The 24,752-nt window shown below is 39.3% G+C and carries 16 protein-coding genes; 12 read left to right on the top strand and 4 right to left on the bottom strand.

The genetic code is table 11. The features are described from left to right. Positions 1-11: 11 nt before the first annotated feature. Complete coding sequence (locus WMZ97_RS07265) at positions 12-1,679, bottom strand: ribulokinase (protein WP_343271427.1); 1,668 nt, start codon at positions 1,677-1,679, stop codon at positions 12-14. Between the two features lie 184 nt (positions 1,680-1,863). On the opposite strand from WMZ97_RS07265, the gene WMZ97_RS07260 reads away from it, so the two are divergent. The 11 genes from WMZ97_RS07260 to WMZ97_RS07210 all read left to right on the top strand — a co-directional run bounded on the left by WMZ97_RS07260 (position 1,864) and on the right by WMZ97_RS07210 (position 16,886). Then, a complete protein-coding gene (locus tag WMZ97_RS07260) occupies positions 1,864-2,952 on the top strand; it encodes an alcohol dehydrogenase catalytic domain-containing protein (protein ID WP_343271426.1) in 1,089 nt (362 codons plus the stop codon). Positions 2,953-3,159: 207 nt separating this feature from the next. After that, positions 3,160-4,089, top strand: coding sequence for an ABC transporter permease (locus WMZ97_RS07255; protein WP_343271425.1), 930 nt, complete (start codon positions 3,160-3,162; stop codon positions 4,087-4,089). Next, a complete protein-coding gene (locus WMZ97_RS07250; protein WP_343271424.1) occupies positions 4,086-4,973 on the top strand; it encodes an ABC transporter permease in 888 nt (295 codons plus the stop codon). Before WMZ97_RS07255 ends, WMZ97_RS07250 begins: the two co-directional genes overlap by 4 nt. 242 nt (positions 4,974-5,215) lie before the next feature. Further along, the gene (locus WMZ97_RS07245; RefSeq protein WP_343271423.1) at positions 5,216-6,757 is read left to right on the top strand and encodes an ABC transporter substrate-binding protein; all 1,542 of its coding nucleotides are present in this window, start codon (positions 5,216-5,218) and stop codon (positions 6,755-6,757) included. 261 nt (positions 6,758-7,018) lie between these two features. Continuing rightward, positions 7,019-8,053, top strand: a complete 1,035-nt coding sequence (locus WMZ97_RS07240) for an ABC transporter ATP-binding protein (protein ID WP_343271422.1) — start codon at positions 7,019-7,021, stop codon at positions 8,051-8,053. Then, on the top strand, positions 8,037-9,077 hold the full coding sequence (locus tag WMZ97_RS07235; RefSeq protein ID WP_343271421.1) for an ABC transporter ATP-binding protein: 1,041 nt from the start codon (positions 8,037-8,039) through the stop codon (positions 9,075-9,077). Before WMZ97_RS07240 ends, WMZ97_RS07235 begins: the two co-directional genes overlap by 17 nt. Positions 9,078-9,311: 234 nt before the next feature. Further along, on the top strand, positions 9,312-10,787 hold the full coding sequence (locus tag WMZ97_RS07230; protein ID WP_343271420.1) for a sulfatase-like hydrolase/transferase: 1,476 nt from the start codon (positions 9,312-9,314) through the stop codon (positions 10,785-10,787). A 217-nt stretch (positions 10,788-11,004) separates the two neighbouring features. Further along, positions 11,005-12,936, top strand: a complete 1,932-nt coding sequence (locus tag WMZ97_RS07225) for a metallophosphoesterase family protein (protein WP_343271419.1) — start codon at positions 11,005-11,007, stop codon at positions 12,934-12,936. 227 nt (positions 12,937-13,163) lie between these two features. Next, a complete protein-coding gene (locus tag WMZ97_RS07220) occupies positions 13,164-14,576 on the top strand; it encodes an FAD-dependent oxidoreductase (protein ID WP_343271512.1) in 1,413 nt (470 codons plus the stop codon). Between the two features lie 375 nt (positions 14,577-14,951). Beyond that, positions 14,952-15,908 carry a formylglycine-generating enzyme family protein gene (locus tag WMZ97_RS07215; RefSeq protein WP_343271418.1) on the top strand — a complete coding sequence of 319 codons (957 nt, stop codon included), beginning with the start codon at positions 14,952-14,954 and terminating at the stop codon, positions 15,906-15,908. A 153-nt stretch (positions 15,909-16,061) separates the two neighbouring features. Then, complete coding sequence (locus WMZ97_RS07210; RefSeq protein WP_343271417.1) at positions 16,062-16,886, top strand: hypothetical protein; 825 nt, start codon at positions 16,062-16,064, stop codon at positions 16,884-16,886. 559 nt (positions 16,887-17,445) lie between these two features. Here the strand turns inward: WMZ97_RS07210 and WMZ97_RS07205 are convergent. Further along, complete coding sequence (locus tag WMZ97_RS07205; RefSeq protein WP_343271416.1) at positions 17,446-18,312, bottom strand: glycine betaine ABC transporter substrate-binding protein; 867 nt, start codon at positions 18,310-18,312, stop codon at positions 17,446-17,448. Positions 18,313-19,000: 688 nt separating this feature from the next. Here WMZ97_RS07205 and WMZ97_RS07200 point away from each other — a divergent pair. Continuing rightward, positions 19,001-22,216, top strand: a complete 3,216-nt coding sequence (locus WMZ97_RS07200) for a DEAD/DEAH box helicase (protein ID WP_343271415.1) — start codon at positions 19,001-19,003, stop codon at positions 22,214-22,216. Positions 22,217-22,329: 113 nt separating this feature from the next. Here the strand turns inward: WMZ97_RS07200 and WMZ97_RS07195 are convergent, their stop codons facing one another. Then, positions 22,330-22,980 carry a hypothetical protein gene (locus WMZ97_RS07195; RefSeq protein ID WP_343271414.1) on the bottom strand — a complete coding sequence of 217 codons (651 nt, stop codon included), beginning with the start codon at positions 22,978-22,980 and terminating at the stop codon, positions 22,330-22,332. 131 nt (positions 22,981-23,111) lie between these two features. Beyond that, positions 23,112-24,548, bottom strand: coding sequence for a carbon starvation CstA family protein (locus tag WMZ97_RS07190; protein ID WP_343271413.1), 1,437 nt, complete (start codon positions 24,546-24,548; stop codon positions 23,112-23,114). Positions 24,549-24,752: the final 204 nt, after the last annotated feature.

Raw genomic sequence — 24,752 nt, 5'->3', positions numbered from 1 at the left:
ATAACCTCTCTTCAATTTGCTGTTTGGATTTGTGTAGATACCGATTTAAGTTTCTTCATTATATTCTCATATCCAAAATGATTGTGAAGTTGTTTGTAAATGTTAAATAGCTCTTCATATATTTGTACATGTTTCTTTATAGGATGATACGTTTTGAGAACAGGTTGCTGCATTTGTTTAACAGCGTCATGTACGTTGTCAAATCCACCTGAAGACTTTCCAGCTGCAGTTGCACCCAACATTGCGGCTCCAATTGCAGGGGCATATTCGGTAGAGAAGACATTGATGCTGTGATTGAGAACATCAGCATAGATTTGCATGAGACATTCATTTCTTTGTGGCAGACCCCCACAAGCAAGGATATCGTTGATTTGGATTCCGCCTTCTTCATAGTTTTTGACAATTATTTTCGCTCCAAAAGCTGTTGCTTCCATATAGGCGCGGTAAATATCTTCGGGCTGTGACGTTAAAGTTAACCCCACTATTAATCCGGTTAAATCGGAATCAGATAAAATGGAGCGATTCCCGTTGTGCCAGTCCAAAGCAATTAAACCACTTTCACCAGGTTTTTTCTGCTGTGCTTTTTTTTCGAGCAAATCGAAGACAGATATCTGTAATTTATTTGCTTCATCAGCAAATGAAAACGGAACTTGGTTTGCGTACCATCCAAATAAGTCTCCAACCGCAGATTGTCCAGATTCGTAGGCATAAAATCCTGGAACAATCGCATCTTTTACAATACCGGAAATACCTGGCATCGGTACCTCTTGTTCATTCAACATCATGTGGCATGTGGATGTCCCCATTACCATGGCAAGCCGATTCGAATCTGCGACTCCGGTTCCCAAAACAGCGGAATGAGCATCGACGATAGCAACGCCAACCGGTAATTCGGCGGGGAGTCCAAGTTTGGTTGCCATTTCTGTTGTTAAATACCCTGCGCATTCTCCTACTTTCCCAATTTTACCACGTAATTTAGTATGAATCATTTGGCCAAGTTCAGGATGAATGGTAGAAAGAAAAGTTTCTGGAAACCCTTTCGTTTCATGCCATAGTGCTTTGAAGCCAAGTGAACAATTACTTCGAACAACTTGCCCTGTAAGTTGAGCAACAATCCAATCTCCCGCTTCTAAAAATAAGTCAGCTTGGTTGTAGATGAACTCATCTTGATTGAGGACTTCAAAACATTTTGGAATCAGCCACTCCCTAGAAATATTGAACCCATACCTTTTCAACCAATCAGGTTTCACTTGAATGGCTCTGTCGTGTAATATATTTGTTTCATGCTTTGGCCCATGATGCTTCCAAAGTTTAGCCCAAGAATGAGGATTGGCTCTCAAAGATGGGTAAAAACATAATGGCTTTAGATTTTGATCGGTCGGTATCATAGTAGAAGATGTAAAATCAATGCCTATGCCTATAATCTGATCCGGTGAAATTTCAGAGCCGCTGATGGCTTTAGGTATGCCTTGATATAGAACTTCCAGATAATCTCCGGGATGTTGAAGGGCAAAATCATGTGGGATTGAGATAGGTTGCTTGATTGGCAGCATCTGAGTAATAACCCCATGAGTGTAAGGGATTACACACAAAGCTTTTATATTCCCATTTCTAACGTTTGCTATGATGACTCGCCCAGACTCCGTGCCAAAATCAATTCCGATCGTGTATTTCTCCATTTTCTACTCCCCCTATTATAATCTTTGATTTTATCATATGTTACTAAATGGGAATATTCAAGCATAAATGAACAATAAAATGCTTTTTAATGATTATTTTATTCGAAAAATGTTGACATTTGGAATAACTATCCTTATAATAATCACAAACAAGCAAAAATGAACAGTGGTTAGGAGCTGTAATATGAAGGAGAAGAACATCATCGATTCAAGAGCATTTCAATTAGTTGCACCTGGAGAATTTGAAGAAATCACACTTCAACATACAGTTAAGGACAATGAGGTTGTGGTACAGCCAATCATGGCAAGCATATGTCATGCGGATCTTCGTTATTATACAGGCCAACGAAGAAAAGAAGCCTTGGAAAGGAAATTACCAATGGCTCTACTTCATGAGGGGATCGGCCTTGTGATAGAGTCTGAAGACAAGTCTTTTGAGGAAGGTCAACGTGTTGTCATCATCCCTAATATTCCTGAAAGAAGATTGAAAGATAGAATAGAAGTCGCTAATGATTCTTTCAACAAAAGAAACGTGGCGGATAATTATTCTCAAGGCAGTGTTTTTCTAGGCAGTGGTTATGATGGGATTGGCCAGGAACATCTAGTTCTTCCAGTGGAAAACGTCATACCAATACCAGATGATGTTCCTAATGAAATCGCTGTACTTACTGAACTGACTTCTGTCTCCTTACATGCTATAAGCCATGTGAGCGATTGTATAAATGAGGGGAAAGTAGCCGTCTTTGGAGATGGTCCAGTTGGGTATTTAACGGCAGCCGCATTACATCACGTCTATGATATACCAAAAGATAATCTTTTAGTTTTTGGGGCTATAAAAGAGAAGTTAGAGCATTTTGATTTTGCAACGACACATCTTGTGCAAGACTACAATTTTAGGGCAGAGAAAGATGTTGTAGTGGTGATTGAATGTACAGGCGGACACTTCAGTGAAAATGCAATTAACCAAGCCATCAATTTGATAGAGCCTCAAGGTAAAATTACTTTAATGGGGGTATCTGAAGAACGAGTCCCTCTTAATACAAGAGATGTACTCGAAAAAGGGTTAACGATGTATGGCACTAGTCGAAGCACGGCTAAAGACTTTCAAACATTTATGAAAGCGCTTCAAAACAATGATTACCAGCGTACACTAAGAAAAATTTTACCAAACCAACATGAAGTTATCCGGAACGTAAACGATCTCAGAGAAGCAATGGAGGAAACAATAGAAAATAAAAGTTGGAAAAAAACTGTTTTGAGATTTGATTGGTGAAATACCTGCCCTTATTCTCTTAATTATACTTGAGCAAATGAATTGGGAGGATATTCTTATAATGAAATTTTTTAGAAGTGAAGTTTATAAAAAGCAAAAAAATATAGGGTGTCTTTTAAGTGGTTCTACTATTTCGTACTCATTTTTTGATAGTTACAAAGAACAAATTTCCAGTACATTAAGTTTTTTGAAAGGCGGTGATTTTAAATGGCGGGATACTTAGTTAGACGTACTATACAATCATTATTTGCCATCTTTGGTGCTATTACTATCATTTTTCTGATTGTTCGTGTTATTCCGGGAGACCCAGCCGCAGTGATGCTAGGGAGTAATGCCACGAGGGAACAAATACAAAATTTGAATGAAACTTTAGGACTTAATGAACCACTTATGGTCCAGTACGGAAACTATCTTATGGACGTAATTCATTTTAATTTTGGGGAATCATTCCGGTTAGGTGGATCTGCGCTGGAAAACGTACTTCAGCGCTTACCGTATACAATTACATTAGCTTTCAGTGCTATTATATTTGCCCTGATTATCAGTTTTCCGTTGGGAATCATGGCAGCCAGAAAATCAAACGGTATCATCGACAAGGTTATATCCACTTTTTCATTAGGTGGCCAATCACTGCCTGAATTTTGGGTAGGGTTGATCTTGATTTTAATATTTGCTCGCTTCCTAGGCATTCTACCAAGTGCAGGCTCGGGTTCAATTGCGCACTTAATTCTACCATCAATAACCTTGTGTCTTCCTTTTATCGGAATGTTAATAAGGTTAATTCGAAACGGGATTTTAGAAGAGATGCGTCAAGGGTATGTTCAAACTGCAAGATCAAAGGGTTTAAGGGAAGGGATTGTTTTTTATGTCCATGTTTTACGTAACGCCCTTATTCCAGTGATAACAGTAATTGGTCTATTATTAGGAGATTTTATTGGAAGTGCTGTAATTATAGAAACAGTATTCGCCTGGCCAGGTATAGGTAGTCTTTTACTTCAATCAATACTTTATCGCGATTATTCAATTGTGCAAGCGTCTGTGGCTGTAATTGTTGTTTTCTATGTTTTTATTAATTTAATTGTAGATATTCTTTACGGATATATTGATCCGCGCATTAAAGTGGAGGAAAAATCATGAGTAGTAAGACAATAGTATCTGAACAGACAAAAATAAACAAAATCAGTCTAATAGATAAGATTTCCGCAGATTGGAAAGTCATATTGCTATGTATTCCTACTGTCATATTTGTTTTAATAGCAATATTTGGCCCGATGGTTATCAGCTTTAATCCAATGGAAACTCATATTGAAGACCGATTGCTTCCTCCTGGCGCTTCTCTTGATAATGGAGTAGTAACTTTGCTTGGAACGGATTCAGCTGGACGAGATGTACTCATGCAGATTGTGTATGGCGCACGCATATCATTATTAGTTGCAGCAGCAACTGTGTTAATTGGCGGACTGGTGGGTATGGTTGCGGGAATGATTTCCGGTTTCTTTGGAGGATTAGTTGACACAATAATTATGAGAATTGTAGATATCCAATTATCCTTTCCTTCCACCATATTAGCTATTCTCTTTGCTGGGGTCCTAGGGCCAAGCGTTACAAATATAATTATTACATTGTCGATTACACGATGGGTAATCTTTGCTAGAGTTGCAAGAAGTGCGACACTTGCTGTTAAAAGTAAAGATTTTGTGGATTCTGCACGAGTAATAGGTATGAAGAATGTGCGATTACTCGCAAGGTATATACTACCTTCATGCCTGTCTCCATTACTTGTCATTGCAACTGTTCAAATCGGATTAGTAATAATCTCTGAAGCTTCTCTTAGTTTTCTAGGGTTAGGAACTACTCAGGCTCATCCATCATGGGGGCTCATAATAGCTAATGGTCGTGATTACCTAAGTTCGGCTTGGTGGATTTCTACTATGCCTGGTATTGCATTAGCAATAGTAGTTGTAAGCGTAGGATTTTTGGGGGATAAGTTACGTGATAAATTCGATACGTTTGTAGATTAAAACGGTTACATGGATTATAAATCTAATAGTTATATCTATTTTGGAAAAATCTCTTTTATCATCAGTTGTGTTCATGGAATATTTCACTATGTGAGGGGGGATTTTAATGTCACCTTTGAATTATGAAATTCACTTAAATAAGAAGCAAAAGTGAAAATTAGTAAAATGGTTTTTCAAATAAATTAAAATGGAGGTTAGAGAGAAAGATGACGAACAAACCGAAAAGGAGTGAGGAAGAATAGATGAAATATTATCCTAAGAATTATTTGATGCGTAGTATTAGTGTATTATTCCTTGTGTTTATCATTATTCTAACTGAAGGATGTGCTGGAATAACCGATGAATCAAATTCATCAGATTCATCGGATGAGAAAAGTCAAAAACTGACTGTTTCCTATAATGAAGGAATTAACTCATTAGATCCTTATGGAACAAGTGGAGGCGAAGAGGCGACAATACTTGCGGCAAGTCAAATATATGATACTCTGACTGAGCTTGATGAGGGTGAATTTAAACCAAGCGTTGCTAAAGAATGGGAGCAGCCAGATAAGAACACTTGGGTATTTAAATTAAGAGATGATGTCACTTTTCATGACGGATCATCTTTGACGGCTAAAGATGTAAAGGCATCATTGGACAAATTGCTTGAAGGGAACTCTCCATTGGATGTGTTATGGAATACATTGGATTCTGTCGAAGCGACCGATGAACATACACTTACCATTAAAACAACAAAACCGTTAGGCACGATGCTTTCTAATCTTTCCCTTTTGTATATTGCCCCAGCGGATAAAATTGATGACGAAGATTTTTTTCAACATCCAATTGGTAGTGGCCCGTTTCAAGTGGAATCTTTTAGCCCTGAACAAGAATTAAAGTTATCCGGCTATGAAGATTATTGGGGAGGAGCACCAAAGCTTCATGAATTGGAATTTAAAAATATTCCAGAAACCCAATCTCGTATGACATCATTGGAAACCGGAGAAATAAATGCCGCTTGGACAATTCCAAACGATCAAATATCAGAATTACAAGAGTCATCCGACATTGTTGTGAAAAGTATTCCTAGCTACGTTTTTTACTTTAACTGGTTTAACAGCAGTAGGAAACCATTTGACGACACAAAAGTTCGACAAGCGATGTGGCATGCAATTGACAATGAAGCTATAGTTAATGAACTCTTTGGAGATTCCGGAGAACGAGCAAAGGCACCTATCCCATCAACAGCATTTGGGTATTCAGAACAAGAACCCTATGATTATGATCCAGAACTTGCAAAAGAACTCTTGGCTGATGCGGGCTATCCAGATGGGTTTGAAACTTCAATGATGTGGAGTGAAGGTGGAGGGCCACAAATTCGTGAACTTGCAGAGACAATGATATCGTATTGGGAGGAAATAGGTGTCAAGGTAGAACCGATTGTCTTGGAAAGAGCTGAATGGATTGATAAACTTAATGCTTTGGATTGGGATATGAATTTACAAACGAATGCCGTTAAAACTGGGGATGCAGATTATACACTTGGACGTCTTTACACATCAGAAGCAAATCGTAATGGCTATAAAAATGAAAAACTGGATAAAATTTTGAACGGCGCAAAAGAATCAACTGATTTGGATGAACGGGAAGAGCTATATGCTAAGGCAAATAAAATTATTTGGGAGGATGCAGTTGGGATTTTTCCTGTAGAACTGAATCAAGTGTTTGGTGTACGCGAAAATATAAAAGGATTCAAAACGAGTCCATCAGCCTCTATTGACCTTAGTGAGGTATCAATAGAATAGTAGAAACTCGTGTATGGAATTGATCGGAGGCTCCTCGTTCATTCATATATGAAGAAACTGACTTGCAGTATCATACGGCACGTTAAAAATTGCGAAATTGGGTCAATTAAATTTAGCCCAACTTGTGGTTGCGTTTGTTTTATACAACAGATATTCCGTACCAAACCGACAATAAGTTTTTTTCGTTTACCGTATAATGAGGAGCCATATTCACTTTTTTCAATTAATGTACTGTATGTTTAGATAGAAGGAGGCAAATTAATGGCTAACGAACAGACCATGTTTAAAACATCGGAGTCTAATCATGTGGGTCCATTGATTAATGTGTTTGATCTCTCCGTAGAATTTCATACGCGTGCTGGGATTGTAAGGGCTGTCAATGAGGTCTCTTTAGAACTTCAACAGTCTGAATCATTAGCTATACTTGGGGAGTCGGGAAGCGGAAAAAGTGCCACTGCTATGGCCATAATGGGCCTTTTACCTAAACCGGCCGGACACATCGTTGGAGGAGAGATTTATTTTCAGGGTCAAAGTCTTTTAAAAGTAAAGGAATCCGTGAGAAGAAAAATGCGTGGGACTCAAATGTCTATTATTTTTCAGGATCCTTTAAGTGCACTCAATCCTGTGCTTACTGTAGGGTTTCAAATTGGTGAGGCAATTCGCTATCATAAATCTTTGTCCAGAAGGCAGGTGAAGAACGCAGTCATTGAACTAATGGAAAGAGTGAAAATCCCAGATGCCAGCAATCGAATTAACAACTATCCCCACCAGTTCTCCGGTGGTATGCAACAACGTGTAATGATTGCAATGGCCTTAGCACTAAGCCCCAAGGTTATTATTGCAGATGAACCAACGACTGCCCTAGATGTTACAGTCCAAGCGCAAATTATGCGTCTGCTTGAAGAACTTAAGGAAGAGGAAAATATGGGTTTAATTCTTATATCTCATGATCTCGGAGTTGTAGCAGACCATGCAGACAGTGTAGCTGTCATGTACGCAGGGCACATCGTGGAAAAAGGTAAGGTAGAGGAAGTATTACGAAATCCTTCACATCCGTATACTCTTGGGTTAATGAATTCCATTCCCGCAGTTAACAGGGATAGTGTTCGTTTAACTCCTATAAAGGGGGCGCCACCTAATCTTATTAATTCACCACAGGGGTGCCCGTTTCAACCTAGGTGTCCTTTTTCCCAGGATATATGTAAACATGAGAATCCAGCACTAAAAGAGGTTATCCCAGGTCGGGAAAGTGCCTGCCATTTTTCAAGGGGGGTTCTGAATGATGGCTACGAATAAAACGAATGCAACATTGAAAGTCAAGGATCTAGTTACTTCATTTCCAATTAAGAGTGATTTATTGCGACGAACAACTGGGCAGATCCAAGCAGTATCGAGGATAAATTTGGAAATATTCCCCGGTGAGACTTTGGGGTTGGTAGGAGAATCCGGGTGTGGAAAATCAACAGTCGCCCGAACCATTGTTGGACTGGAAAAATTAACAAGCGGACATATTTATTTTGACGGTCATGATCTGGCAAAATTATCGAAAAGGGAAATGAGAACATTACGCGAAGATATCCAGCTAATCTTTCAAGATCCGGATGCTTCATTGAATCCTAGGATGACAGTCAGAGAGCTTATCAAAGAGCCATGGAAGGTACATCCTAATGTGGTGAAGAGGCAAAACTGGAATAATGAGGTCATAAACCTAATGAAAATGGTTGGGTTGAATCCAGACGGTGCAGACAATTATCCGCATCAATTTTCAGGTGGCCAACGGCAAAGAATATGTATTGCTAGAGCTCTTGCGTTAAAACCCAAGTTGATTGTTTGTGATGAAGCAGTTTCTGCTCTTGATGTGTCTGTTCAAGCTCAAATTTTAAATTTGCTTCAAGATTTACAAAAAGAACTCGGTTTGGCGTATTTGTTTATTTCACATGATCTTTCGGTTGTACGTCATATATGCGACAGAATATCAGTGATGTATTTGGGGAAGATTGTTGAAACTGGTGATAAAAATCAAATTTTCCAGTCACCCTCTCATCCCTATACGCAAGCACTGCTGTCCGCGGCACCTGTTCCAGAGCCATGGCTTATGGACAATCGAAAAGAAATTCTCTTAGAAGGTGATATTCCTTCTCCTGCAAATCCACCATTTGGTTGTCGATTTCATACACGCTGTTGGAAGGCGAAGGATATTTGCAAGCAAGAGGAACCGGAGCTTATTGAACGTGAGGGTGGACACCCTAGTGCTTGCTATTTTGCAGAGGTAGATACAGAAGTATTGCCAAGGTTGGCAAGTAAAAGTGGTAAAGGGTAAAGCAAATATACCCTTTCTCGTTGCCCAGGAAATTATAAAATTTATCCCACTCTTAACGGGAAGTAAGACTCCCATTTCAAGACTTTGAGGTGAAACCAAAAAAGGTAAGTGGGAGTCAACTGCATGACAAAGGTCCGATTCTGTTCGGGCCTGGTGATGAAGTTTCACTTTTTATAATCATTGTTAATTAGTTACAAATTAATGGTTATCCGCATATGTAAGGAGAATTTTGTTATGGATGAGAAGAAAAAAATGAATATGTTGTTTTTATTTACAGATCAACAACGAACCGATACATTAAGTTGCTATGGAAACGAAGATGTAAGTACTCCGTCCATTGATCGATTGGCAAAGTCAGGGACAAAATTTACCCATGCATATACTCCGAATGCGGTATGCACTCCTGCTAGGGCATCCTTGCTTACAGGAGTAATGCCTCATACTCACCAAATACTCACGAACTTTGATCATAATACCGGCTACCCTGAAGAAATAAGCAATGATCAAACCGCTTTCTCCAAACATTTGGTAAATGAAGGATATAGGGTCGGTCTTGAGGGTAAATGGCATGTGAGCGAAAAACAGTCTCCATCCTATTTTGGTTTTGAAGGAGAACATTATCCAAGTTGGGAAAATCCAATAAATCATCTAGAATACTTAGCTTATTTGAAGGAACACAATCTTAAATTAGGTAATCTATCCAAAATAATAAGAGGGACCCTTCCGAATGGAAAGCCTACTAATGGGATTGCCGGTCAGTATGATGGACCATTGGAAGCCACCTTTGAATATTTTCTTGCACACAAAACTATTACCAGATTGAGAGAATACGCATCCGGATATCGGAATGGGGGACAGCCGTTTTATTTGGCATGTCATTGGTTTGGCCCGCATTTGCCTTATAATGTACCTGAGCATTATTACAACTATTACGACCCAAATACCGTAAAACTACCCGAATCATTTTCCGAGTCATTTTTGAATAAGCCGAAAGTACAAGAAATGTATTCAAGGTATTGGGCTTTTGATAGTTTTTCTTTAGATGAATGGAAAAAACTGATTGCGATTTACAGAGGTTATGTAAAAATGATAGATGATTTAACCGGTATGATTCTTGATGAATTGGAGAATTTAGGATTGGAAGAATCAACAGCGGTATTTTTTAGTTCGGATCATGGTGAATTTACCGGGGCACATAAAATGAATTCTAAAGGACCTGCAATGTACGAGGACATTTATAATATTCCTCTAATCATAAGAATCCCGGGAGCACCAGGAAATGTTGTTGACAAGCATTTGGTGTCTTTAATTGATGTAACTGCAACTTTTCTTGATTTAGCAGGATTGTACGCACCTACATCTTATGAAGGGGATAGCCTGGCCCCATTGGTAGAAGGACAAAACGTTCCAGATTGGAGGAAAGAAATTGTTTGTGAGTTTCATGGACTTCATTTTCCTCATCCATTAAGAATGATTCGGAACGAAAGATACAAATTAATTGTTAACCCGGCGGACATAAGTGAATTATATGATTTGAAAAAGGACCCCTTTGAATTGGTAAATGAGATTGATAATGCTGAATATAAGAAGGTAAAAAAGGAATTGGCAAGTAAGCTGTATTGTAAACTGAAAAAAAGTAATGATGCCTTTTATTTTTGGATGGGTGCAAACTTCGAAATTGATGAAAATATTTTAAATGAAAGTAAATAGCCTGTTTTATCAATTGACATTTAATTTAAGAGAGCTTAATAAAGTTATATTAGAAGAAATATTCAAAAAACCAAGAAGCAAAATTTGGAAGATCTCTTTAGCAAAAATTAGGGAATGAAGCACGGAGAAATATATTGTATAAATGGAGAGAAGCTAGACCCTGTATAAAAAAGTAAAACCAAATAATGCGACATTAAGAAAGGAGTTTGAACATTTAATGAATGGTACAGTGGGTGCAAAACCTGTTGATATTGTCGACAAAGTGTCTGATTTAGATGAGAAATACCCAAACGGGAGAAACGGAATTGTTGTCGTCCAGTCAACCGGGGATTGGTATTATTTTGAAAACGGGTGGAAAAAAGGCGGCCTTTATGTTAGTGAAGACATTTATCCTTTGATGAATAAAGACGGTCATCCTTTATATCTTGAAGGTGAAGAATCTTGGAACCAAAACCAAGACCTTTTTTCCTTACCGACAGGCTACTATCGCTTGGGATTGGCTACGGACGAGGAGAAAGCTGGTGAGAGGTATAATCCAGAGCAAAAAAATCTACCTATTGATTATGGTGTGTGCACGATATTTGTAATTGACATTAACGGGGCTGGGCGTTATCACTATGAAGTGCACATGAATGCAAAAAATGTCACATACACAGGTGAAATTGATGGTGACGGTGTTTTTACAGGTTGGGTGCAAACTGTAAAAATTGAAGATGAATCAGAAATCCAAGGAAAGAGGTTAACATTTCCAACAGGAACATCATTAAGTGTAGATATGGGCTTGCCAGAAGGAGAAAAACTAACCGATATTCGTGATTTAGAGCCAGGATTTTATTACGATATATTCAAAAAACCCGGCGATCATCCTAGAGGAAAGGTGGACGCTTTACCTATTGATGGTTTGCCGGATGGGATTAACCCAAACAGTGGGTATTTCCTTTTAAAAAACCAGTCAGACATAAATGGAAGGTATTTTTACTTGTTAGCCCATAGTATCAGCCCTGTCGTTTGGTTTGGCATAACAGATCACAAAAATCGGATAGACTGGAATATACAAAAATACGACCAAGGCAAATATCATTATTTATTGGGCGAATATATTGCTAGATTGCAATTACAACCGAAACAAAATAGTGAATTTGAGTTTATGATATTGGCTGACACCCATGTAGATCGGGAAAGCCCGGAATACAAGAAGTCCTTAATCGCACGACAGGTATTTGACCATGCTAATTATGTCACGGGAATGTATGATTTATCATTTAAAGTACATCTGGGTGATTGGGTGGACGGATGGAAGAAACCAACGAAAGAACTAGCTGATATAAATGATGTGATTGGCAGATTTTTTAAAGACCCCAACACCTTAAATTACGGAGTTTTAGGAAATCATGATAATTCCGGTGTGTATGCACGTGAACAAAACGGTGATCATTATGACCCATTTTTATTATCAGACCTTATCCCAAAGGATTTACAGGATGATCTGATGGTTTATCGGACAAATGATGACCAAGTGACATGGGGTAACAATATGTATTATCGAGACTTTGAAAATGATAATATTAGAGTAATTTTTTTAAACTCTTTTGATGTATCATATACGACAAATGATGATGGATACCTTCACCATGATCCATTTCATCAATCCGCATATGGCAAAGAACAAGTGAATGACTATATTGATGCCTTAGAAACAACACCGGACGACTATCATGTAATGATTATGTCACATTACATTTTTGATAATGTCTATAAGGACGATAACATGTTCAATGGGGACACAATGCGCAAAATCACAACTGCTTTTCAAAATAGTGGAACAGATGAAATATATACAACGGACATTGAACCAACAGACCCTGACTATTGGTATTATGACATAGAACAAAACATTGATTTTGTAAATAGACCAAAAAATCGCGTGATCGGTAGCTTTTCCGGACACATTCATAACGATGGCGATCATATTAGCGGGGGGGTTCGTTATATACAACAGTTATGCTGTCTGGCAAAAGACTTCACACCTTATACTGTAAACGATACAGCGTTTGATATTGTGAGGGTAAATAAAGATACTGGAAAAATAACCTGTTTCCGCTATGGTAATGGAACTGACAGAGTATTTGATAAGGTAGAAGAAGAATAAAGGAATTCGATGAAAGGGAGGACTAGTCCTAGGATCATATTCCACCCAGGCACACTAATATGTATTAACCACTTGAATAACAAAGGTTTGGAAAAATTAGTAGACTTTCTTACCCTCAGGAGGTGGTATAGTTCGATAATGAATTATATCCTTAATAAATCAAGCCTTAACTTAATATGGTCAAAGGAAACCGAGTGAAAGTATTAAAAAATTGGAGGTTTACAGTGATGAAAAACAGTGGAGAAAGAAAAACAATTAATACCCAGGTCCTTGTTCTTGGTGGTGGATCAGGTGGTATTGGTGCAGCAATTTCTGCTGCTCGTGAAGGTGCCGAGACGATTATAGTAGATCGGCAAGGTTTTTTAGGTGGAAACATGACTTCGGGGTTGCCTTTATTAGGGTTTTTGGATGCACAAGAGCGGCAAGTCACCAAAGGATTAGCCCAAGAAATTGTAGATCGCTTGATCGAATTAGGGGGAGCATTCGGTCATAGGGAATGTCCATTGCACAATTCAACAACTGTTATCGATCCGAATTTAATGCGGATTGTCCTTTTTGAAAAGGTAAAACAATATGGCGTATATCCATTACTGCATTGCGAAATTATTGACACCAATGTAGAGAATGATGAATTGAAGTCTGTGATTGTAAAGGGAAAGGGACAAGAATTTGAGATATTTGCAGATGTGTTTATCGATGCAACAGGCGATGGCGATGCCGGTTATTTGGCAGGTGCTGAATATGAAATGGGTCAATATTCAAAGGGAGAAATAAAAAGAGAAATACAACCGGGAACTTTAATGTTTACTGTTGGTGGCTTTAAATTAGAAAAGTTTATGGATTATTTGGAAGATCACCCGGAAGAATTAAAGCATGGTGATTCAATGAAAATACGCCCCGGATACACAGCAGAATTTCTGCGTGCTAGTGAAAACCATGTTTTTGTTGGGTTAAGAAACACGATCTCGAAACTGAGAAAAGAAGGAAAGTCCCCCATTGACCGAGATACTATCATTTATATTAATTTGCCCAAAGAAGGATACATTGCGATTAATAGCCTTCGTGTGCTAAATTTCGATGGTTCAGATGTGGAAAGTTTGAGTAAAGGTGAAATTGATGCTCACTTGAAAATTATCCCTTTGATTGAAATGTTGAAAGAAAATGTTCCAGGTTTTGAAGATATTTATTTATCATCGATCGCACCATTTATAGGCGTTCGCGAGTCGCGTAGATTTATAGGGAAACAAATGATTAGAGAAGAAGCTGCATTAAGAGCGAAAGTACCTGATGATACAATCGCATTAGGATCATATATAATCGATATTCATAGCGGATCAGGTGATTCAACCATTATTAAATCGCTGAAAGACCCTTATGGCATCACATATGGCGCAACAATTTCAAAAGATGTTAAAAGACTGATGCTTAGTGGACGTTGCATCAGCGTTGATCCTGTGGTATTTGGCTCTTCTCGAGTCATGGCGACTTGTATGGCGGTTGGTGAAGGGGTCGGAATAGGGGCCGCATTAGCTGTACAGCAAAACATTACACCGGATGAAGTTGATGTACAAACGATTAGACAAAAGTTGCGTGAACATGGTGCAATACTCTCATTAGGGGAAACTCATCCTGTATCTTGACTATAAGAGTTTTTAAAATTTGAATTATATGAAGGAGGATGTTTCTGCCACTATTGTGCCAGCACGGTAACGGAAACGTTCTCTTCTTTTCTTAAAGGGGGTTCATAGGCAATGGAATTCAGCCAAGCCATTGTCAAGATGGGAATTATGGGATTCTGACTGGTTTTATTGGCTTAGGCGTTATAAAGCAGGGACCGTTAAAAGTGCGGGTAAATTTAGCTATAGAGGAATTCAAATATTGATGATGATGAAGCGACTATAGATATGTCAAGCAACGGAGCATGTGCATAAAGATTTCCGCCAGAAGTGATCCTCTTTTTGTTTTCTGAAAACATAAACAAGTAATTTGTATTTATTATTAAGCAGGTGATTAGAATGCATGAACGAAATGAAATAAATTGTTGTTCACCAACTAGACATCTATTAGATGGCTCAAAAGAAAAAATTGATACATGTAAACTTGGACATGAAGCTTCTAAGGATAACATGATTTACCTTTCCGGTGGACAGTTTATGATGGGTACGAATGAAAAGGAAGCATTTCCAGATGACGGGGAAGGACCAGTTCGAAAAGTAAAGGTCGATCCGTTTTATATGGATCGTTGTACCGTAACGAATGCAGAATTTACCAAGTTCGTCAAAGCAACAGAATATAAAACCGAGGCAGAACAATTCGGCTGGTCGTTTGTATTTTATCAATTTTTATCTCCCAAAATAGCACGACAGGTGAAGCAAGTGGTTCAAGGAACGCCCTGGTGGTATGCGGTAGAAGGAGCCTACTGGAATCATCCGGAAGGGCCTGATTCAAGTGTTGAAGACCGCATGGACCATCCAGTTGTACATGTTTCTTGGAACGACGCCATGGCATACTGTCATTGGGCGGGCAAACGTTTGCCAACGGAAGCTGAATGGGAGTACGCTGCGCGCGGAGGATTATCACAGCAAACTTATCCATGGGGCAATGAATTGACACCTGATGGAAAATACTATTGTAATATTTGGCAAGGGAGGTTTCCTGAGAAAAATACGGAAGAAGATGGTTATGCAGGAACTGCTCCTGCCCTTTCCTTTCCCGAAAATGGTTACGGTTTTTATAATATGTCAGGAAATGTATGGGAATGGTGCTCCGATTGGTTTGTCCGAAGTATCCATAAAAAGGGTGGAAGTAATAATCCCCAGGGACCTCTGGATGGAAATGCTAAGGTAATACGCGGCGGTTCGTATCTTTGCCATAAATCGTTCTGTAATCGTTATCGCGTGGCTGCTCGCAGTTCGAATACCCCGGATAGTTCAACCGGAAACATGGGATTCCGCTGTGTCGTAGAGGGGTAAGTAAGGGTAGGGTAGGGAAGAGATATAGATACGTTGTAGTTTCGAACGTTTTGTAGTGTAAAAGGATATAAATGATGAATATGCAAAAAAACCATACCAATTTTTGTATACCCTCCCTGTTATGATTGATCTAACAAAAAGGAGGTCATACAAATGAAGAAACCTTGGTATAAGCATGTCTGGATTTGGGTAATCACAGCTGTCGTCATTCTTGTCGTTGCAAAAGCGAGCATAGATCGTAATGAAGAAGTGGAATCGGAACCAGTGGCAAAATCGGAATCGGTCGAGGAAGACATCGTGCAGGAAGGAACGGAAACGAACACGAATGAGGGGGCAACCGATGAATCGGCAGAAACGGATGATCGTGAGAATGAAGATGATACGGATGACTTGGTAACGGAGTCAGATGTTGAAGATGTCTCTTTGGAAGAGAGCCCACAAGAGAAGATCCTCGCTAAACTAATCGCTTTAATGGATGAAGAAAAAGCTTTTGATACCGGTTCCTATGTGGAAGGTGATATTCCAAAAGGTGAATATGCTTTTGTGAAGTTTGATGGCAGTGGAGAATATTACAGTGAAGAAGATAGTGCAGGTAATATCATAGACAACGAGAATTTTTCCAGTTTTGGGTATGTCTATGTGCATGGTGCCGCCAATTTAACGACGCAGGGGGTGCTCGTTCATGTTGATGCGTTCGACGACTTGGAGGTAAGCGGTGCAAAGGAAATATACGAACTTTTGAATAATAAAGAAGACTATCAGGAAGCTGGTATGTATAAAATTGGCTACGACCTTAAACCGGGGGATTACACGATCGAAAGCTATGGCCAAGGATATGTAGCCGTATTAACGGGTCCAGTCGGGGATAATGAAATCGTTAATAATGAGAACTTTAACGGGAAATTCAATGTGTCGGTTTCCGATGGACATTATTTAGAAATTTCCCGGGGAGTGATTGCAGATAGGCAGGTGAATTAGTGTTATTCGCAACGTTTGTCTGACTATCCTTATGTTGATGATGCTCAAATTAACAGAATAACACAAATTAGGCTTTAAACGTACAAATTTAAATATTCTTGTTATTTTTAATAACAAGAATATTTAAAGAGTGGTAAGTTCTGGTATGAAAGCACTTTCCTAATTCATATATGATCATACAAATTGATTTTAAAATAAAAAGCAAGGCATCCAATAGATCGTTGCAAAAAAGCACTATCGGATGCCTGTTTTCCGTTACTGTTGTTTAGTGTAGTTCGATTCCAGTCCATGTTATTATTTTATCGGGAGTAAGACTCTTACATAAGGATTTTGGGTTGAAATCAAAAAGGCAAATGGGAGTTAATTGCATGACAAAGGTACGTTTCTCTTAGGGCCTGCCAGACGCAAGTTACAAAGGCGTTGCAACAGGTGCCTGAGAATATAGTCTTTGTTACTTATTACTAGTGGGGGCGGAAGGGCAGGTTAAAACCGTCATGTTCTTATGCCTTCACCTTCACTAGCACGTCCTGTGCGTCAGAAACCACCACTGAATGAAGTTTTATTTTATCCATTTGTCTACCAAATCCTGGTTGTCATCAATCCATTTTTTGGCGCCTTTTTCAGGGTTTTTATCATATTCTTCCATGACATTCATCAAATCACTTAGTTGTTCGTGTGTCATATTCCATTGATCAAACCATTTTGTAACCTCAGGATAATCCTCTTCAAATCCTTCACGCGAGAACCAGTACATTTTATCCGGATCGCCGTACACATTTTTAGGATCATCCAAGAACTTCAAATCCCAGCGTGCGAAAGCCCAATGAGGTTGCCATAGAGTAGTGACGATTGGGTCCTCAGCTTCATAACTTTTCTTTAATTCTGCGGACATAGCAGCATCCGAACTCTCAACTAATTTAAAATCAAGATCATATTCATCTATGACTTCCTCGGTCAAGCCCATGATACTTGAACCAGGTTCGATACCTATAATTTGATTATGAAACGCTTCTTTATGTTCATTCAATTCTTCAATACTATCAATATCTACGTATTTAGGGACTGCTAAACCGAGTGTAGTATCTTCATACCATGACTTATGCTGTACAATGCTGTCATGATATTTGTCAACATAGGGCTTGTCTGTATGTGGAAGCCAAACCTCTACATTTACATCTAAATCCCCCTCGGCAAGGGAAGTAAACAATGGTCCTTTTTCAGTTTGAATAAGTTCAACCTGATACCCCTGGTCCTCTAAAATGAGCTTCCATATATTAACTTCTGCAATTGTTTCTGAGAAGTTATTGTAGCCAATTTTGATGGTGGCCTTATCTGCCGCCTCTTTGTCCTTAGTAGATGAACTGCAACCGGTGATAAATACAGAAAACGTTAATATAAATGCAATCCATAGAACTCTTTTTAACATTTTTACACCTCTCTAGTATTTCTTGTTGTTTTTTCATATAAATAAATCAATATAGGAAGGGGTTCCAGACACAAACGGACCCCCTTCTTAGCATGCAGCAAAGTGAAACGGATTAATTTGAACATATGTGAATTAAGTTTAACACAGTCCGTTTTATAGTCTAGCTCCGAAAAAACGGTTGAAACGGATTGGTAGTTTGGATTTAGACGATTAAAGTAGTTTATCGCGGTATGCATAGAATTTCCTGCTTTTTCATGGATTTTCACTATTTGTCTTCTTACCGAGCTGTCGCTTGGTGACCTTGATTTTGAGGTAACGTTCTATAAACCAAGAACGTTACCTCAAAATTAGGGTATCCTTTTAAAGGAAATGACCCAAATGGCTAGGAGAAGTAAGACATGGAATAAACATAAAGAAAAAAAGCGATAAAAAGCCAATTATTTTGTAAGAAATGTAGTGAATGCCGTTAAAGCGAATAGGAATCAAAAAGAGCAACCCAACTCCTTAACATTTTAGGACGAAAGGGATTACTTTTTTGTGAAACTGTGATAATTTCAATACGGTAAAAGATGATATAATAAATTATGGTCATATGCTGGATTATAATAAAATAAGAGCCTAAGATGCCATAGAATATACTAATCGTACGGAAAGCTTATGAAATTATCATTAGGGAGGAGCAGTAGCCGTGAATATAGCGTTAACCCAACAAGCGATTATGAAATTATGCGGGACCGTCTCCTTCCAAAAAGGTAAGACGTTTTATCAGTCAAATAAAGTGAAATTTAAACATATCAGCCCTAATCACTGTGAGGCAACGGTTACAGGAAGAGAAGATTTTTATGTTACCGTTGAAGCGGATGTGTCTGGCACATTTGGGGTGCGAACATCATGTAGTTGTCCAAAGCTCGCTTCCGTGAAACAAGAATGTCAGCATGTAGCTGCTGTTTTATTGGCACTATCTAAACAGCAGCAGATAGAGACTTCCTCCAAGGAACTGCAAACCGATTCCACACTAACTCAAGGATTGCTCAATTTGTTTGACCGGAACAAGAGAAACTATCCAAGCAGATGCCAGCCCCATTTTGAAACAAGACAGTTGCTGGAGGTTGTATTCCTTTGTAAAGCGGTCGCCGTGGACCAGACACGGCATATGTTAAGCATGGAAATGATAATTGGATCGGATCAAGTACGCCATATTCGTGATTTTCTAGAAGATGTTAAAATGGCTGCTCCGCATACTATTTCAACTGATTTCATCTATGATCCGAAGGCGTATTGTTTTCAGAGTAAAACGGATGATGTTATTCAACAGCTTATCCAGGTGATGAATGATGAAAAGGTATATGCTGACGCTGACACACGAGCGAATGGATTGAATAACGATGTTGGCAATCATACACTACTTATTCCACCGTCCTCATGGAAAAAGCTTGTACCATTACTATCAAACGCTCCCTTTGTAAAAATGCTGGATGATGGGAAAATCGTTGATGGCCTTCATGTGGTTGATGAGAAACTTCCATTACAATTTATTTTTTCTGACGGACAGAGCGGTGGCTATCAACTACACATACAGGGAATCAATCAGATCAAGCTAATGCAAGACTATCAAATGGTATTGTACGCAGGAAAATTAATTCGTTTGGAAGAAGACAAGTGCAAGCGACTTGATGAATTAAAGCAGATGCTAACAGTCTCAGCCTCCCGTTCTATTTCGATCCCTAAACAACAGATGCCCTATTTTTTGGAAAAGGTAGTGCCCGGCTTGAAGAATCTGGGTGATGTTACGCTGCCGTTATCCATATCACAGCATCTTATGAAGACACCACTAGCTGCCAAGCTGTATTTGGATCGTGTTAATAACCGGCTGCTGGCGAGTTTGGAATTTCATTATGAAGGTATGGTGATTAATCCGCTGCAAATACAGAATGTGCTTACAAGTCCTGTGCTGATAAGGGATATGGAAAAAGAGGAAGCCATTTTGCAACGAATGAGAGATAGTAAATTTACGCAAACCGAATCAGGTTACTATATCCATAATGAAGCATTGGAATATGAATTTTTGTATCATCGGCTCCCTGAATTGGAACAGCTGGTACAAGTCTATGCAACAACTGCGGTGAGGAATCGGGTGTTAAAAGAAAAAACACACCCACGGATTCGGGTACGGATGAAACGAGAGCGAATCAATTGGCTGGAATTTACCTTTGAAATGGAAGGCATTGCGGATAACGAGATTAAAGAAATTCTCAAGGCATTGGAGCAGAGGCGGAAGTATTACCGCTTAAACAGTGGATCACTCCTGTCATTGGAAACAAGAGAGATTGAGGAAATTAATCGTTTCCTGCGTGTAGCACCAGCACAGGAGGTTGATTGGGAAAGCGGGTTGAATCTACCAGTTCTGGAAGGATTCCGATTGTTGGATGTAACTAGTGATACGGAGGTCTTTGCGTTTGAGCAATCTTTTCGTCAGTTTTGGGCGGATATTCAGCAGCCGGACAAGCTGGCATTTGACGTTCCAGCAAACCTTGTACCTATCTTACATGACTATCAAAAACATGGATTCCGATGGATGAAGTCGCTTGCCAGTCATGGTTTTGGTGGCATACTTGCAGATGATATGGGACTTGGCAAAACCTTGCAAAGTATTGCCTTTATCTTATCTAATCTTACTGAAATAAGGAAACAGAAACAGCCTGTACTGATTGTTTGCCCGTCTTCATTGACGTACAACTGGCTCAGTGAAATAACTCAATTTGCTAAGACGTTGAAAACGGTGATCGTCGATGGCAATCAAGCGGCACGAATAGCATTGCAAAAGGATACGATGGACAAAGATGTGGTGATTACCTCCTATCCGCTATTGCGTATGGATGTACAGTGGTATGAAAAACAAACCTTTCATACCGTGTTTTTCGATGAGGCACAGGCCTTTAAAAACCCTGTCACGCAAACGGCAAGAGCAGTGAAAAAGATCAAAGCAAAGCATTATTTTGCACTCACAGGCACACCAATTGAAAATTCATTGGAAGAGCTGTGGTCCATTTTCCACGTTGTTTTTCCCGAGTTATTTCAAGGATTAAAGGAGTACAGCAACCTTCCACGGAAAAAGATTATCCGACGAATCCGACCATTTTTATTGCGCAGGACGAAAGCGGATGTACTGTCTGAGCTGCCTGAAAAAATTGATTCAGAGGAATCTGCTGAGTTATTGCCGGAGCAGAAGAAATTGTATGCTGCTTATCTAGCCAAATTGCGACATGATACATTAAAACATCTGGACAAAGATACATTTCGTAAAAACCGTATTAGGATCCTTGCCGGGCTTACCCGTCTACGGCAGATTTGTTGTCATCCGGCATTGTTTGTTGATGGATTTCAAGGGAGTTCAGCAAAATTTGAACAACTACTAGAGATTTTAGATGAGTCCCAGATGTCAGGAAGAAGGGTATTGGTCTTTTCTCAGTTTACGGAAATGTTAAAGCTTATTGGTAAAGAATTGACAGTACGGGGGATGCCGTTTTTCTATTTGGATGGACATACGCCCTCCGAAGAGCGGATGGTAAGGTGTGATCGATTTAATGACGGTGAACGAAATCTATTTCTCATTTCCTTAAAAGCAGGGGGCACTGGCTTAAATCTGACGGGGGCGGACACGGTTATTCTTTATGATAACTGGTGGAATCCTGCTGTCGAGGAACAAGCAGCTGACCGAGCCCATCGAATTGGTCAGACCAAACCGGTACAGGTTATCAAGCTGGTTGCCCGTGGTACCATAGAGGAAAAAATGAATGATCTGCAAGAAAAAAAGCGGCATCTCATTAAGGAAGTAATTGAAGCACAGGACGGGTTGGCACAGACATTGACGGAAGAAGATATTCGGGATTTGTTGGGAGTGTGAAGGGACAAGGGATGGTTCTTTTGCCCCTTCATAATTTTCGAACGGTAGGTAGGCGTATCATTTCAACAGTTGGGTTCTATGGGCATACTCGATTCACAGAAGAGTGTATTCATTCATTTTTGCTCCCTCTGCTTTGCCTTTGTTCGAACCCCTGCAAAGCAAGCAATAAGAAATGAGCCAATTATGCCGGCAATCAAGTCGGTCATCGTATCGAAATTTCCACCACCCTGCATCGTCGTCTGAAAGAACTGATCACTGCTGAATTCATATACTTCCCATAAAACGCCACCGAGCGCGGAGAATCCAAGGATAAATAGAAATACGAACCAAGCTGAAATGGCATTACCAGCGTTGCGCCGAATGAGCCGTTCATATAAGGCGATTGCTGTAAAAGCAAGCATTCCACCGCTGATAAAATGAATGAATGTATCCCACCATCCTAATCCATACCATTCCTGGATGGAACCAAGGTACTGTGAGCCAAATAAGAAAGCGATATAAGAAATGATAAGGGACAGGTTAAATTTTAGTTTGAAAATAAGTACCAACAGCAAGGGAATAATACCACAAACAGTCCCGCCAATACCTACCATGGCTTTTTTTATTTCGTCGTCATTAAAATAATACACCGCCAGTACGGCCATGAAAAGGCTATAGAGTAAACATATCGCAATGACAATTTTACGTTTCAATGGATCACCTCGTGACAGGATGCTGCTATCATCTGCTTTATGTATAAAATACCCAACTTTACATGAATTCATGTACGAATACTGCAAGCGCTCCCAGCTGTAATAAGAATTTGATCTGCCTAATAATAAAGTAGATGAACGGCAAACCTCCATATGCCCCTATATAAAAAGGGCCCCCGTCGCATGCAAGGAACCCTTTTTTTCTACGCTACCTTAAGATCCGTTTCAATCTTAGCCGCTTTATTCTGTTTTGATTTCCAGAAGAACCAAATGGTAAAGGCCACGGTAAGGATTAATCCGCCAATGTGGGACACATTCATTGGAAGCTGGAAGCCAATTTGTGCATTTAGGATATAGACAAACACCATATCGGTAATAAAAAGCGCCGGTATAAGGGAGATCCAGTATTGTTTCCCCTTAACAAGTAAATACATGGTTGCTATCCAAAGTGCCAGCGCTGCAGTTGTTTGGTTTGCCCAAGAGAAATAGCGCCACAAAATATTAAAGTCAACCTGCGTTAGAATGATAGAAACGACAAATAAAGGAATAGCAATGATCAAACGGTTTACCATCTTCTTCTGACCGAAATGAATATAATCTGCTATGACGGAACGTGCTGCACGAAACGCTGTATCACCAGATGTGATAGGAAGAACGATAACAGCCAGTACGGCGATAGTTCCACCGAATGCGCCAAGCAATCGTATCGATACGTCATTGACAACAGCTGATGGCGTGCCTGCATTAATCATATCGTTAAGTGTGTTTCCATCAAAAAGACTCATCGAAGCAGCAGCCCAAATCATCGCAATAACAGCCTCGGCAATCATCATTCCATAAAAAATGTAACGGCCTTGGGACTCGTTCTTCACAGTACGAGAAATAATAGGTGACTGTGTTGCATGGAAACCAGATAACGCTCCACAAGTGATCGTTAAAAATAAGATAGGAAAAATCGATAGTTTATCCGGATGCATATTTTTCAGTGACAGCTCAGGAATCGACGAACCATAGCCGGAAGTAAACATGGTAATTCCAACGCCAAGTGTACCGACGATAAGAATAACACCTAAGACAGGATATATTTTACCAATGATCTTATCAATCGGTAAGATAGTAGATAAAAGGAAATAAAGAAAAATAACGCCAGTAATAATCCATAATGCAATCTTGCCATCTACTAAAACGTGAAGTAACGATCCAGATGTTGTGGCGAAAACCGTTCCTACTAATAAGAGTAGCAGCAATGCAAAGGCATTCACAATATGCTTTGAAAAATTCCCCAGAAATTTACCAGCGAGTTCTGGTATATGTGCCCCTTTATTTCGAATGGAAATCATGCCTGTTAAATAGTCATGCACGCCACCAGCAAAAATGGCACCCAGGACAATCCAAAGAAAGGCAGCAGGACCAAATAATGCTCCCATAATCGGTCCGAATATAGGGCCAGTTCCCGCGATATTAAGCAATTGAATCATCGCATTGCTCTGTTTTTTCATTGGAACATAATCGACGCCATCCTGATTGGCGTATGCAGGTGTTTTACGAGAATTATCGCTTCCAAATACTTTTTCGACAAATTTTCCATATGTGAAATACGCAATAATTAATATAATAACAGATATGAAAAAGGTTATCATGATGTGTTCCCCCTGTGATGTGTGTTGAAATCGCTTGCATTAGTATTCTATCATAAAGGGGGATGTATGTCACTTCTTGGACACATTTTGACGAATTTTGTCGAAAGCGCTGTTTATTTCTATCATCACACCATTTTTTCACGCTAAGCATGACCTTTTTTTATATTCTTCGTTAGTGTTCCTTTCCATGTCCCATATTTTTGT

Origin of the sequence: Lentibacillus songyuanensis, assembly GCF_039548255.1 — a bacterium.
Lineage (GTDB): Bacteria > Bacillota > Bacilli > Bacillales > Amphibacillaceae > Lentibacillus_C > Lentibacillus_C songyuanensis.
Note: the sequence above shows the minus strand (reverse complement) of the source record. Positions and strands in the feature narration are given on the sequence as shown.